This is a genomic window from Burkholderia sp. F1, from assembly GCF_050813845.1.
GTDB classification, from domain to species: domain Bacteria; phylum Pseudomonadota; class Gammaproteobacteria; order Burkholderiales; family Burkholderiaceae; genus Burkholderia; species Burkholderia ubonensis.
On the sequence record NZ_CP172421.1, the window covers coordinates 2,611,512 to 2,624,129 of the forward strand.

Sequence of the window (12,618 nt, forward strand, 5' to 3'; positions counted from 1 at the left end):
AGGACGGCGACATGAAACGATCCGCGGCAGACATCATCCGTGAATACGGCCCCTTTCCAGGTGTCGACGGCGTGCACGGCGTCACGTTCGACGGCCGGCAGGTCTGGTTCGCGTCCGGCGACCGGCTGAACGCGCTCGATCCGGACAGCGGCGAGATGCTGCGCGCGCTCGACGTCGCCGCGCATGCGGGCACGGCCTTCGACGGCCGGCACCTGTTCCAGATCGTCGAGAACCGCATCGAGAAAATCGATTCGCAGACCGGCCGCGTGCTCGCGACGATCCCCGCGCCCGGCGGCGGCGGCGATTCGGGACTCGCGTGGGCCGAAGGGACGTTGTGGGTCGGCCAGTATCGCGAGCGGAAGATTCATCAGATCGATCCGCAGACCGGCGCGGTGCTGCGCACGATCGAATCGAACCGCTTCGTCACCGGCGTGACCTGGGTCGACGGCGAGCTGTGGCACGGCACCTGGGAAGGCGACGCAAGCGAGCTGCGGCGGGTCGATCCGCAATCGGGCCAGGTGCTCGAACGGCTCGACATGCCGCCGGGCGTCGGCGTGTCGGGGCTCGAATCCGACGGCGGCGACCGCTTCTTCTGCGGCGGCGGCGACAGCAGGAAGATTCGGGCCGTGCGTCGTCCCGCACGCGTCGCGACGGCATCGACCGATTCGACGGATCAATAGGCAAAGTCTCCCCTGCCGACGACGCGCGCGGCGTTCGCCAACGCCATGCCATCGCCCGCCGAGTGCAGGATTGAACAAGACGCCTTCCCGCCGACACCGCTAAGATGCGCGCTCGTCAGTGATTCAGTCGGAGAAGTCGATGCAGCGCGGTGTGGTGTACGGAGTATTGGCGGGCGCCCTGTGGGGCATGGTGTTCCTGGTTCCGCGGCTGTTGACCGACTTCTCGCCGCTGCTGCTGAGCGCCGGCCGCTACGCGATGTACGGCCTCGTGTCGCTCGCGGCCGCGCTGCCGGTCGCGCGCTCGCTGCTCGCGCGCCTGACCCGCGAGGATTTCGTCGCGCTCGCGAAGCTCGCGCTGGTCGGCAATGTCGCCTACTACATGCTGCTGTCCGGCGCGGTGCACCTGATCGGCATCGGGCCCACCTCGCTGATCGTCGGCGTGCTGCCCGTGACCGTCACGCTCGCCGGCCTCGGCGACCACGGCGCGGTGCCGCTCAGGCGGCTGGCCGGCCCGCTCGCGCTCGTCGTCGCCGGCATCGCGTGCATCAACGTCGACCTGTTCACGTCCGAAGCCGCGCACGCGACGACACTCGCGCAGAAACTCGCCGGCATCGCGTGCGCGGCGGGCGCGCTCGCGAGCTGGACCTGGTACGCGGTCGCGAATGCCCGCTACCTGCAGCGGCATCATCATTTCAGCGGCAATGAATGGTCGGTGCTGTGGGGCGTCGTGACGGGCCTGATCGGCGCCCTGTGCTGGCTCGGCATCCTCGCGGCGCCCGCCGGTACGCTGCAGGCGGCGCTGCCCGCGTCGCGCTGGCAGTTGTTCTGGCTGCTGAACCTCGGTCTCGCGATCGGCGCGTCGTGGCTCGGCAACGGGCTGTGGAACGCCGCGTCGAAGCGCCTGCCGCTGACGCTGTCGGGCCAGCTGATCGTGTTCGAGACCGTGTTCGCGCTGCTGTACGCGTTCGTCTACGACCACCGGCTGCCGCGCGTGCTCGAGATCGCGGCGCTCGTGCTGCTGCTCGCGGGCGTCTACGGCTCGGTGCGCCGGCACAGCGACACGCACGCAAAGGACGACCCGCTGAATGCAAACCTCACCGCGCACTGAGCGCGGCAGGGTTTGATCGGACGAATCGGATAAATCAGCGCCGGATCGCGCGGATCAGCGCGAGTCCTTGTGCTGCCACTTGCGGCCCTCGACGGAGCCCTCGCGGCGGGATTTTTCGACGCGGCGCTGGCGCGCGACCTTCGGATCGACGATCAGCGGCCGGTAGATCTCGACGCGGTCGTGGTCGGCGAGCGGCGTGTCGAGCGGCGCGAGCTTGCCGAACACGCCGGTCTTCGCGTGCTCGAGATCGATCTCCGGATGCAGCGCGAGCACGCCGCTCGCGTCGATCGCCGCGCGGACGGTCGCGCCGTCCGGCAACGTGACCGGAATCAGCGTCTGGCGCTCCGGCAGCGCGTAGCAGACTTCGATCGACAGCATCGCGTCACCCCTTCCCGTAGCGCTGGTCGGCGCGCTTGACGAACGAATCGACGAACGTGTTCGCGATGTGGCTGAACACTGGCCCGATGATCTTCTCGAGCAGGATGTTCGAGAACTCGTAATGCAGCGAGAATTCGATCTTGCACGCATCGGCGCGCAGCGCCGTGAAGCGCCACGAGCCGGTGAATTTCTTGAACGGGCCGTCCGCGAACTCCATGTCGATGCGCGTCGGGCGCTGCTGCGTGTTGCGCGTCGCGAAATGCTGCTTGATGCCCTTGAAGTTGATGTCGATGCGCGCCTCCATCCCGTTCTCGTCCTGACGGCGGATCTCGATGCCGCCGCACCAGGGCAGGAAATTGGGGTAATCGGCAACGTCGGTGACGAGGTCGAACATCTGTTCCGCCGAATGACGGATCAATACGGTTTTCTGGACATCTGCCATAAATCACGCGGCATCGCAAAGGTGGGAACGCAAGCCGGGCGATTCTCGCCCCGCTTTGCTAAAATTGTGATTTTAAACGAGTTGGCCCGATCCTTTCATGAGCATCATCGACAACAGGAAAGCGCACTTCGATTACCACATCGAGGAACGCTACGAGGCGGGGCTCGTGCTCGAGGGCTGGGAAGTCAAGGCGCTGCGCGCCGGGCGCGGCCAGATCAAGGAAGGCTACGTGATCGTGAAGAACGCCGAGATCTTCCTGATCGGCACGCACATCAGCCCGCTGCCCGAGGCCTCGACGCACATCAAGCCCGATCCGCTGCGCACCCGCAAGCTGCTGCTGCATGCCGAGGAGATCAAGAAACTGATCGGCAAGGTCGAGCAGCGCGGCTACACGCTCGTGCCGCTGAACTTCCACTACAAGGGCGGCCGCGTGAAATGCGACATCGGCCTAGCGAAAGGCAAGAAGCTGCACGACAAGCGCGAAACCGAGAAGAAGCGCGACTGGGAGCGCGAGAAGGCACGCATCATGCGCGCCGGCACCTGACGCGCACGCCGTTGCGTCGCATGAAAAGGCCCGCTCGATGAACTGAACCCCGGAAGTTGGACGGTTCAAGAATGCTGGGCCAAGAAGGGCTGAGTTCTGTACTGCACAGGACTCAGCCCTTTTAGTTTCAGCCGGATACGTTCGTGGTTGTAGTAATGGATGTACTGCTGGATCCCAGCCTGTAGCTGTTCAACGCTGTCGAACTCGTTCAAGTGGAAGAACTCTGCCTTGAGCGTACCAAAGAAGCTTTCCATCGCGGCATTGTCCAGGCAGTTGCCCTTGCGCGACATGCTCTGGCGAATCGCCCGCTGATCCAGCAGTCTTCGATAGGCAGCCATCTGGTACTGCCATCCTTGATCGGAATGCAGCAGAGGGCGCTCGCCTTGCCCGAGACGGGAGAACGCTTTGCTCAGCATGCTTCCAACCAGATCGAAGGTCGGCTGGACAGCACTCTGCCAGGCAATGATCTCCCCGTTATACAGATCCATCACCGGCGACAGGTATAGCTTGCGGCCTTTCACGTTGAATTCGGTGACATCCGTGACCCACTTCTCGTTAGGTCGCTGCGCCTTGAATTGCCGGTTGAGCAGGTTCGGGGCAACACGGCCTACCGTTCCTCGATAGGAGCGGTACTTCTTCGGCCGCACCAGCGACTTCAAGCCGAGCTGAACCATCAAGCGCCGAACCAGTTTGTGATTGATCTGTTCTCCAGCCTGTCGGACTACCGCCGTGATACGCCGATAGCCATACCGGCCCCGGTGGGACTCGTAGATCGCACGGATGCGTTGCTTGAGCCCGGCGTAACGATCTCCGGCTTGAAGCGCTTTCTGCTGGTAGTAAAAAGTACTGCGCGCCAATCCCGCTACGTCCAGCAGGATGGCCAATGCATGGTCTTGCCTCAATTCGAGCACTACTTGCGCTTTGCGCGTCGTGTCTGACGTTGCTCCGCCCGAATCAAGGCATCGAGTTTTTTTAGATAGGCCACCTCCGCGCGCAGGTATTCGTTCTCCTTGAGCAATTGCTCGCGGGTACGGGTATCCGATTCGGCGTCCGACGGCGTAGGTTCGGTAGGCGGTAAAGTCGACATCTTGTTGGGGCGGCGCCCCTTGGGGCGCGGTAACAGGGCTGGGAAACCGCCGTCATGATACTGGCGTTCCCAACGGGCAAGTGCTCCAGGATCTCGGATACCCAGTATCGCCTGCATCTGCGTACGGGACAGATTCTCTCGCTGCATACGCTCCAGCGCCTCACGCTTGAATTGCGCGCTGTACTCGCTGTGACCCTTGCGGCGCAGCCCATCAATACCGTGCAGTTTGTACTCCGCAACCCACTGCCGCGCCAAGGTTCGGCCCACCCCATGGGCCTGGGCCAAGGCTCTGAAGCCTATCCCTCCCGCCAAATACTGCTTCACTACTTTGAGCTTTAATCGCTCGTCGTGCTTCAACATGAAAAAAACCCAAGGGTCGGATCTATGTCCAACTCCTGGGGTTCAGTTCACTCGAAGCGGGCCTTTGTCCGGTGGGCAAGCGTGACGCGCCGGCGGGCGGCAGGACACGCACTTCGTCGCGCGGCAATTCGCCGCATGCCCGGCGCACGACGCAGCCGCGGCAAGACCGCCGCGGCGACGCCGCTCAGCCCTTGCCGGCCGGCGTGCCGGCTCCCGCCGGCCCCGCATGCTTGACGATCGACAGCGCCGACGCGATCGCGGTGCCGAGATCCGACAGGTTCGACGGCACGATCAGCGTATTGCCCTGCTTCGCGAGATTCGAGAACGCGCCGACGTACTGCTCGGCGACCTTCAGGTTCACCGCATCCATCCCGCCCTGCGACTGGATCGCGTTCGCGATCTTCTGGATCGCCTGCGCGTTCGCCTCGGCAACCGCGAGAATCGCCGCCGCCTCGCCCTGCGCCTGGTTGATCGCCGCCTGCCGCTCGCCCTCGGACTTCTGGATCGCGGCTTCGCGCGCGCCCGACGCGAGGTTGATCTGCTCCTGCTTGCGGCCTTCCGACGCGGCGATCAGCGCGCGCTTCTCGCGCTCCGCGGTGATCTGCGCCTGCATCGCATGCAGGATCTCCTTCGGCGGCGTGAGGTCCTTGATCTCGTAGCGCAGCACCTTCACGCCCCAGTTCGCCGCGGCCTGGTCGAGCGCCGAAACAATGTTGTGGTTGATGAAGTCGCGCTCCTCGAAGGTCTTGTCGAGCTCGAGCTTGCCGACCACCGAACGCAGCGTCGTCTGCGCAAGCTGCGTGATCGCGAGCACGAAGTTGCTCGACCCGTACGACGCCTTCATCGGATCGGTCACCTGGAAGTACAGCACGCCGTCGACCTGCAGCTGCGTGTTGTCGCGCGTGATGCAGACCTGGCTCGGCACGTCGAGCGGGATTTCCTTCAGCACGTGCCGGTACGCGATGCGGTCGACGAACGGCAGCACGATGTTCAGGCCAGGCGACAGCGTCGCGTGATAGCGCCCGAAGCGTTCGAGCACCCACGCGTGCTGCTGCGGCACGATCTTCACCGTCTTCGACACGATCACGACGGCAATGACGAGCAGGACGACCCAGATGATCAGCGAGTCCATGAAGCGTTCCCTCCTTGTTGTCAGCGGACGATCAGCCCGCGGGTTTCGCCACGACCACGAGGCAGTTGCCGCGCACGGCGTGCACCTGGTAAAGGCGCGCGTCGTCGCGCTCGCCTTCGGCCAGCTCGACGTCCCATTCGGCGCCCCGGTACTGGACGCGCGCGCGGCGGTCGCGCCACGCGTCGACCGTGAGGGTCGCGCCGATGTCGAGATTGACGTCCGGATTGGCCGACGCGTCGCGCTTCTGCCTGCGCCCGAGCCCCGAACGGCGCAGCACGACCATCGCGCCGATCGCGACCACGGCGGCCGCCCCGAACTGTACGTGCGGCGCGAAGCCGGCCACCTGCAGCAGGCCGCCCGCGAGAAACCCGAGCGCGATCATCAACAGATTGAACGTGCCCGTCAGCAGTTCGCCGACGACCAGCACGCCTACCCCGATCCACCAGAACAGATGCCCCGACATCATGTGGTCTCCTACAAACGAAAACACCCCGGTGCTTATCGGGGTGTTTATAGCATGAACCTTGCGTTTTGCCTTCATCCGGCAGGCGGACGCGCCGCCCGCCTGTCGAACGAGCGTTACCGATCTTACTTGCGGTTGGCGAGCGCCTGCCACGTATCGATGATCGTGTCCGGGTTCAGCGAGATCGACACGATGCCTTCGTCGGTCAGCCATTGCGCGAAGTCCGGGTGATCGGACGGGCCCTGGCCGCAGATGCCGACGTACTTGCCCATCTTGCGGCAGGTGTCGATCGCGCGCTTCAGCAGGAACTTGACCGCCGGGTCGCGCTCGTCGAAATCGACCGCGAGCAGTTCCATGCCCGAGTCGCGATCGAGGCCGAGCGTGAGCTGCGTGAGGTCGTTCGAGCCGATCGAGAAGCCGTCGAAGTGCTGCAGGAACTCTTCGGCGAGGATCGCGTTGGTCGGCACTTCGCACATCATGATGAGGCGCAGGTCGTTCTCGCCGCGCTTCAGGCCGAACTTCGCGAGCAGGTTGACGACGCGCTCCGCCTGCTTCACGGTCCGCACGAACGGCACCATGATCTCGACGTTGGACAGGCCCATCTCGTCACGCACGCGCTTGAGCGCGAGGCACTCCATCTCGAACGCCTGCGCGAAATCGTCGGCGATGTAGCGCGACGCGCCGCGGAAGCCCAGCATCGGGTTTTCCTCGTCCGGCTCGTAGCGCGAACCGCCGATCAGCTTCTTGTACTCGTTCGACTTGAAGTCGGACATCCGCACGATCACGGGCTTCGGATAGAACGCCGCGGCGATCGTCGCAATGCCTTCCGTCAGCTTGTCGACGTAGAACGCACGCGGCGACGCATGGCCGCGCGCGACGCTCTCGACCGCCTTCTTCAGGTCCTGGTCGATGTTCGGGTACTCGAGGATCGCCTTCGGGTGCACACCGATGTTGTTGTTGATGATGAACTCGAGACGCGCGAGGCCGACGCCGGCGTTCGGCAGCTGCGAGAAGTCGAACGCGAGCTGCGGGTTGCCGACGTTCATCATGATCTTCACCGGGATTTCCGGCAGTTCGCCGCGCTGCACTTCGGTGACTTCCGTCTCGAGCAACCCGTCGTAGATCTTGCCTTCGTCGCCTTCCGCGCACGACACCGTGACGAGCGCGCCGTCCTTCAGCACGTCGGTCGCGTCGCCGCAGCCGACGACCGCCGGCACGCCGAGCTCACGCGCGATGATCGCCGCGTGGCAGGTACGGCCGCCGCGGTTCGTGACGATCGCGGCCGCGCGCTTCATCACCGGCTCCCAGTTCGGGTCGGTCATGTCGGCGACCAGCACGTCGCCCGGCTGCACGCGCTCCATTTCCGACGGGTCCTGGATCACGCGCACGGGGCCCGCGCCGATCTTCTGGCCGATCGCGCGGCCGGTCGCCAGCACCTGCGACTGGCCCTTCAGCTTGAAGCGCTGCTCGGCCTTGCCGTTCGCCTGGCTCTTCACGGTTTCCGGGCGCGCCTGCAGGATGAAGATCTTGCCGTCGCGGCCGTCCTTGCCCCACTCGATGTCCATCGGGCGCTGGTAGTGCTTCTCGATGATCACCGCGTACTTCGCCAGCTCGATCACGTCCTCGTCGGTGATCGAGTAGCGGTTGCGCTGCTCGTGCGGCACGTCGACCGTCTTCACGCGGCCCGGCTCGCCCGGCTGCGTGAACTCCATCTTGATCAGCTTCGAGCCGATCGAGCGGCGGATGATCGGGTACTTGTCCTGCGCGAGCGTGGTCTTGAACACATAGAACTCGTCCGGGTTCACCGCGCCCTGCACGACGGTTTCGCCCAGGCCGTAGCTCGACGTGATGAACACGGCGTCCTTGAAGCCCGACTCGGTGTCGATCGTGAACATCACGCCGGCCGCGCCGACGTCCGAGCGGACCATGCGCTGCACGCCGGCCGACAGCGCCACTTCGGCGTGCGTGAAGCCCTTGTGCACGCGGTACGAGATCGCGCGATCGTTATACAGCGACGCGAACACGTGCTTCATGCGGTCGAGCACGTCGTCGATGCCGACGACGTTCAGGTACGACTCCTGCTGGCCCGCGAACGATGCGTCGGGCAGGTCTTCCGCGGTCGCGGACGAGCGCACGGCGAACGACAGCTCGCCCGGCGAGCCGTTCTGCAGGACTTCGAACTGCGCGCGGATGTCCTGCTCGAGGCGCGACTGCATCGGCGCGTCGACGATCCACTTGCGGATCTCCGCACCGGCTTCGGCGAGCGCCTTCACGTCGTCGATGTCGAGCGACTCGAGACGCTTCGCGATGCGGTCGGTAAGGTCGTTGTGCTTGAGGAAATCGCGGAATGCGAGCGCGGTCGTGGCAAAACCGGTGGGTACGCGCACGCCTGCCGACGCAAGCTGGCTGATCATCTCGCCGAGCGACGCATTCTTGCCGCCGACGATCTCCACATCGGTCATCCGCAACTGCTCGAACGGAATTACATACGCCTGGTCCTTTGCGACGTTTGCTGCGTTAGTCATACAAGCCCCTAAGTGTGAAAAAAATGCTCGATCGCGCAAGTGGGCTTGAACGCGGGCGCTTGCAAAAAGGCGCGGCGCGTCTTGTGCAACCTGTTAGATAAACAATCGCCGGGCTCGAAAATCTTTCGACCCGATTTACAAAAATCCCGGCAGAAGGGCGAAATTTGCAGCCATATCGCCGAACTTTCCGGGAATTTTCAATCGCTTGCGGCAAGCGCGCTGCGCGCGTCGCGCATGGCCCCCGCAATTGCTTATCCAACAGGTTGCCGCTATTCTACCGTGCCGGCTGCCGGATGTGGCGCGACCTTGTCACTGCGCCCGGAGAGCGACCTCCAGCCGCCCGCGCAACCGCCCTTCACGTTCGACGTCCAGATTCATGCTGCCTACCGTTTTCATCGTCTCCGACGGCACCGGGATCACTGCCGAGACCTTCGCGCATTCGATCCTCTCCCAGTTCGACCAGAAATTCCGCCTCGTGCGCGTGCCGTTCGTCGATTCGCTCGACAAGGCGTATGCGACCGTCGAGAAGATCAACGAAGCCGCCGTGCACGACGGCCGCCGCTCGATCGTGTTCACGACGCTCGTCGACAGCGAGTCGAACGAGATCGTCAAGCGCTCGAACGCGCTCGTGCTCGACATGTTCCAGCGCTTCGTCGAGCCGCTCGAGCAGGAGTTGCAGCTGAAGTCGAGCCACGCGATGGGCCGCGGCCACCAGAACGCGGACACCGAGGAATACAAGACGCGGATCGAGGCGATCAACTTCTCGCTCGCGCACGACGACGGCCAGTCGAATCGCAACCTGTCGGAAGCCGACGTGATCCTCGTCGGCGTGTCGCGCAGCGGCAAGACGCCGACGAGCCTGTACCTCGCGATGCAGTACGGCGTGAAGGCCGCGAACTATCCGCTGATTCCGGAAGACTTCGAGCGCGGCAAGCTGCCGTCCGCGCTCAGCGCGCACCGCGACAAGCTGTTCGGGCTGTCGATCGACCCGCAGCGCCTGTCCGAGATCCGCAACGAGCGCCGGCCGGGCAGCAAGTATGCGGCGCCCGAGAACTGCCGCTACGAGATCAACGAAGCCGAAGCGATGATGCGCCGCGAAGGCATCAAGTGGCTGTCGTCGACGCACAAGTCGATCGAGGAGATCGCGACGACGATCCTGCAGGAAGTCCGCCTCGACCGGCAATCGTACTGACGCGGCGCGGGCGCGCCGCCCTTCCCGCCCCGGAAAGACAAAAGGCCGCGTGCGACACGCGGCCTTTTTCGTTTCGCAGCGGCGGGCGTGACCGCCCTGCCGCCCCGCACCGTCACGCGCGGCGCTGCTGCCGCACCTGCTCGAACAGGCAGACCGCGGCCGCGGCCGCGACGTTCAGCGACTCCATCCCGCCCGGCTGCGGAATCGTCACGCGATGCGTCGCCGCGTCACGCCAGAACGCCGACACGCCGGCGCCCTCGTTGCCGAACACCCAGACGACCGGCCCGGCCAGGTCGCTATCGTAGATCGACTGCGCGCCGTGCGAATCCGTCAGCGCGACCGGCACGCCGATCCGATCGGCGAGCGCGCCCGCCTCGACGTCCTCGTGGATCGACAGCAGGAAATGCGCGCCCATGCCCGAGCGCAGCACCTTCGACGACCACGCGTACGCGGTGCCCGGCGCGCAGAACACGTGCTTCACGCCCGCCGCTGCCGCGCTGCGCAGGATCGAGCCGACGTTGCCGGCGTCCTGCACGCCGTCGAGCACGACCGACGTGTCGGTCACGCGCGCGGGCAGCGGATGGGACGGCCGGTCGACGAGCAGCAGGAAGCCGACGCCGTTGACGACGTTCGACAGCTGGCCGAACAGCGCGTCGGGCAGCGTGACAAGCCGGTGCGCGTCGATGCGCGCGACGATCGCCTGCGCCTCGTCGTGGCGCAGCGCGCCTTCGGTCGCGACGCACAGTTCGGGCGTCGCGCCGGTGTCGAGATACGCGCTCGCGAGATGGAATCCCTCGAGCAGCGCCTGGCCGCTGCGGCGCTGATGCGACGTCGAACCCGCGAGCGCCTTCAGGCGCTTGTACAGCGGGTTGTCCCTTGAAGTAATGACTTTCATCGAATCATGTCGAGCGCCGCGCGCACCGGCGCGAACGAGCGGCGATGCGCTTCGCACGGCCCGTGCTCGCGCAGCGCGGCAAGGTGTTTCGCGGTGCCGTAGCCCGCATGCACGTTGAACCCGTAGACCGGAAAGCGCTCGTGCAGGTCGACCAGCATGCGGTCGCGCGTGACCTTCGCGAGAATCGACGCCGCCGAGATGCTCGGCACCAGCGCATCGCCGCTGACGATCGCCTCGGCGCGCACCGACAGCGTCGGGCAGCGGTTGCCGTCGATCTGCGCGAGCGTCGGCACGACCGCGAGCCCTTCGACGGCCCGCTTCATCGCGAGCATCGTCGCGTGCAGGATGTTCAGCGTGTCGATTTCGTCGACGCTCGCCGACGCGACGCAGTACGCGCTCGAACGCGCAATGATCAGTTCGTACAGCGCATCGCGCTTCTTCGCCGAGAGCGCCTTCGAATCGTCGAGCCCGTCGATCGGCTGCGCCGGATCGAGAATCACCGCGGCGGCCACGACCGGGCCTGCGAGCGGGCCGCGTCCGGCTTCATCGACGCCGCAGACGATCTCGTCGGGGCGGCTGAAGTCGAAGCCGCCCTGCGCGTCGGCCGGCGCGCGGCGACGCGGTGTGCGTGCTGCCGTCATGCGCGCCGTCCCTTGCGCTGTTCGATCACGCGCACGACCGCTTCGGCGGCCTTCGCGGCCGTGTTCTGCCGCAGCGAAAGATGCATTTCGGTAAATATCTCGGTGAGCGTGCGGCGGTTCGCGTCGTCGCGCAGCTGCGTCAGCGTCGCGTCGGCCAGCGCCTCCGGCGTCGCGAAATGCTGCAGCAGCTCCGGCACGACGAAGCGCCCGGCGAGGATGTTCGGCAGGCCGACATACGGCAGGTAGCCCTGCCGGCGCATGATCTGCCCGGTCAGCCAGGGCACCTTGTACGAGATCACCATCGGCTTCTTCAGCAGCGCGGCTTCCAGCGTCACGGTGCCGCTCTTGACGAGGATCGCGTCCGCCGCCGTCATTGCGACCTGCGCACTGCCGTCGGTAATCGTCAGCGCCAGTTGCGGGTGCGCGTCGACGAGCGGCTGCAGCAGCGCGCGCAGCGCCGGCGTCGCCGCCGGCATCACGAAGCGCACGCCCGGCTCGCGCTGCTGCATCAGCGCCATCGCCGCGAAAAACGTCGGGCCGATCAGCGCGATTTCCGAGCGCCGGCTGCCGGGCAGCACGGCGATCACCGGGCCGTCGGCCGGCAGGCCCAGCGCAATCCGCGCGCCGTGCATATCGGGCTCGAGCGGGATCTCGTCGGCGAGCGGATGGCCGACGTAGGTCGACGCGACGCCCGCCTTGTCGAGGATCGCCGGTTCGAACGGGAACAGGCACAGCATGTGGTCGACCGACTTGGCGATCTTCTTGATCCGGCCGCCGCGCCAGATCCAGATCGACGGGCATACGAAGTGGACGACCGGAATGCCCGCGTCGCGCACGGCCTGCTCGACATTGAAGTTGAAGTCCGGCGCGTCGACGCCGATGAACGCGTCCGGCCGGTCGGCGAGCAGCTGCCGCTTCAGCTCGCCGCGGATCCGCAGGATCTCCGGAATCTGGCCCAGCGCCTCGACGTAGCCGCGCACCGTCAGCTTGTCCATCTGCCAGTGCGAGTCGAAGCCATGCGCGATCATCCGCTGGCCGCCGATCCCGTAATACCGGGCCGACGCCGGCAGCCGCTCGTGCAGCCCGCCGAGCAGCGACGCCGCGAGCAGGTCGCCCGACGGCTCGCCCGCCACCATTGCAAGCCGGAGCTGGTTGGTCGGGAGCGACATCG

Annotated in this window: 13 protein-coding genes; 4 read left to right on the plus strand and 9 right to left on the minus strand. The window is 65.7% G+C overall.

Features of this window, described 5'->3' with window-relative positions; genetic code table 11:
- Positions 1-11: 11 nt before the first annotated feature.
- Positions 12-680, plus strand: a complete 669-nt coding sequence (locus ACFIMZ_RS12350; RefSeq protein WP_431819769.1) for a Vgb family protein — start codon at positions 12-14, stop codon at positions 678-680.
- A 139-nt stretch (positions 681-819) separates the two neighbouring features.
- Positions 820-1,788 carry a DMT family transporter gene (locus ACFIMZ_RS12355; RefSeq protein WP_431819770.1) on the plus strand — a complete coding sequence of 323 codons (969 nt, stop codon included), beginning with the start codon at positions 820-822 and terminating at the stop codon, positions 1,786-1,788.
- A 54-nt stretch (positions 1,789-1,842) separates the two neighbouring features.
- Here the strand turns inward: ACFIMZ_RS12355 and ACFIMZ_RS12360 are convergent, their stop codons facing one another.
- Together ACFIMZ_RS12360 and ACFIMZ_RS12365 are read right to left on the minus strand one after the other, a co-directional pair.
- A complete protein-coding gene (locus ACFIMZ_RS12360; RefSeq protein ID WP_431819771.1) occupies positions 1,843-2,166 on the minus strand; it encodes an RnfH family protein in 324 nt (107 codons plus the stop codon).
- A gap of 4 nt (positions 2,167-2,170) precedes the next feature.
- On the minus strand, positions 2,171-2,608 hold the full coding sequence (locus ACFIMZ_RS12365; protein WP_010092083.1) for a type II toxin-antitoxin system RatA family toxin: 438 nt from the start codon (positions 2,606-2,608) through the stop codon (positions 2,171-2,173).
- A gap of 97 nt (positions 2,609-2,705) precedes the next feature.
- Here ACFIMZ_RS12365 and smpB point away from each other — a divergent pair, with 97 nt between their 5' ends.
- Positions 2,706-3,152: an SsrA-binding protein SmpB gene (smpB, locus tag ACFIMZ_RS12370; RefSeq protein WP_042584280.1), complete on the plus strand. Its 447-nt coding sequence runs from the start codon at positions 2,706-2,708 to the stop codon at positions 3,150-3,152.
- A gap of 65 nt (positions 3,153-3,217) precedes the next feature.
- Here the strand turns inward: smpB and ACFIMZ_RS12375 are convergent.
- From ACFIMZ_RS12375 to ppsA, 4 genes are all read right to left on the minus strand, one after another.
- Positions 3,218-4,599 (minus strand): IS3 family transposase gene (locus tag ACFIMZ_RS12375; protein ID WP_431819772.1). Its coding sequence is split into 2 segments (ribosomal slippage): positions 3,218-4,119 and positions 4,119-4,599, totalling 1,383 coding nucleotides; the frame shifts between segments, so codons are not numbered across the junction.
- A 184-nt stretch (positions 4,600-4,783) separates the two neighbouring features.
- Positions 4,784-5,731, minus strand: a complete 948-nt coding sequence (locus ACFIMZ_RS12380) for an SPFH domain-containing protein (RefSeq protein WP_431819773.1) — start codon at positions 5,729-5,731, stop codon at positions 4,784-4,786.
- Between the two features lie 31 nt (positions 5,732-5,762).
- Positions 5,763-6,197, minus strand: a complete 435-nt coding sequence (locus tag ACFIMZ_RS12385) for an NfeD family protein (protein ID WP_431819774.1) — start codon at positions 6,195-6,197, stop codon at positions 5,763-5,765.
- A gap of 122 nt (positions 6,198-6,319) precedes the next feature.
- On the minus strand, positions 6,320-8,719 hold the full coding sequence (ppsA, locus tag ACFIMZ_RS12390) for a phosphoenolpyruvate synthase (RefSeq protein ID WP_431819775.1): 2,400 nt from the start codon (positions 8,717-8,719) through the stop codon (positions 6,320-6,322).
- Positions 8,720-9,095: 376 nt separating this feature from the next.
- Here ppsA and ppsR point away from each other — a divergent pair, with 376 nt between their 5' ends.
- The gene (gene ppsR / locus ACFIMZ_RS12395; protein ID WP_060235022.1) at positions 9,096-9,911 is read left to right on the plus strand and encodes a posphoenolpyruvate synthetase regulatory kinase/phosphorylase PpsR; all 816 of its coding nucleotides are present in this window, start codon (positions 9,096-9,098) and stop codon (positions 9,909-9,911) included.
- A 112-nt stretch (positions 9,912-10,023) separates the two neighbouring features.
- On the opposite strand, the gene ACFIMZ_RS12400 is transcribed toward ppsR, so the two are convergent.
- Genes ACFIMZ_RS12400 through lpxB form a run of 3 tightly spaced genes read right to left on the minus strand, consistent with a single transcriptional unit; the run spans position 10,024 to position 12,616 of the window.
- A complete protein-coding gene (locus tag ACFIMZ_RS12400) occupies positions 10,024-10,806 on the minus strand; it encodes a TrmH family RNA methyltransferase (protein WP_431819776.1) in 783 nt (260 codons plus the stop codon).
- The gene (gene rnhB, locus ACFIMZ_RS12405) at positions 10,803-11,447 is read right to left on the minus strand and encodes a ribonuclease HII (protein ID WP_431819777.1); all 645 of its coding nucleotides are present in this window, start codon (positions 11,445-11,447) and stop codon (positions 10,803-10,805) included. Before rnhB ends, ACFIMZ_RS12400 begins: the two co-directional genes overlap by 4 nt.
- Entirely contained in the window at positions 11,444-12,616 is a 1,173-nt protein-coding gene (gene lpxB, locus ACFIMZ_RS12410) for a lipid-A-disaccharide synthase (RefSeq protein ID WP_431819778.1), read from the minus strand. Before lpxB ends, rnhB begins: the two co-directional genes overlap by 4 nt.
- Between the last annotated feature and the right edge of the window lie 2 nt (positions 12,617-12,618).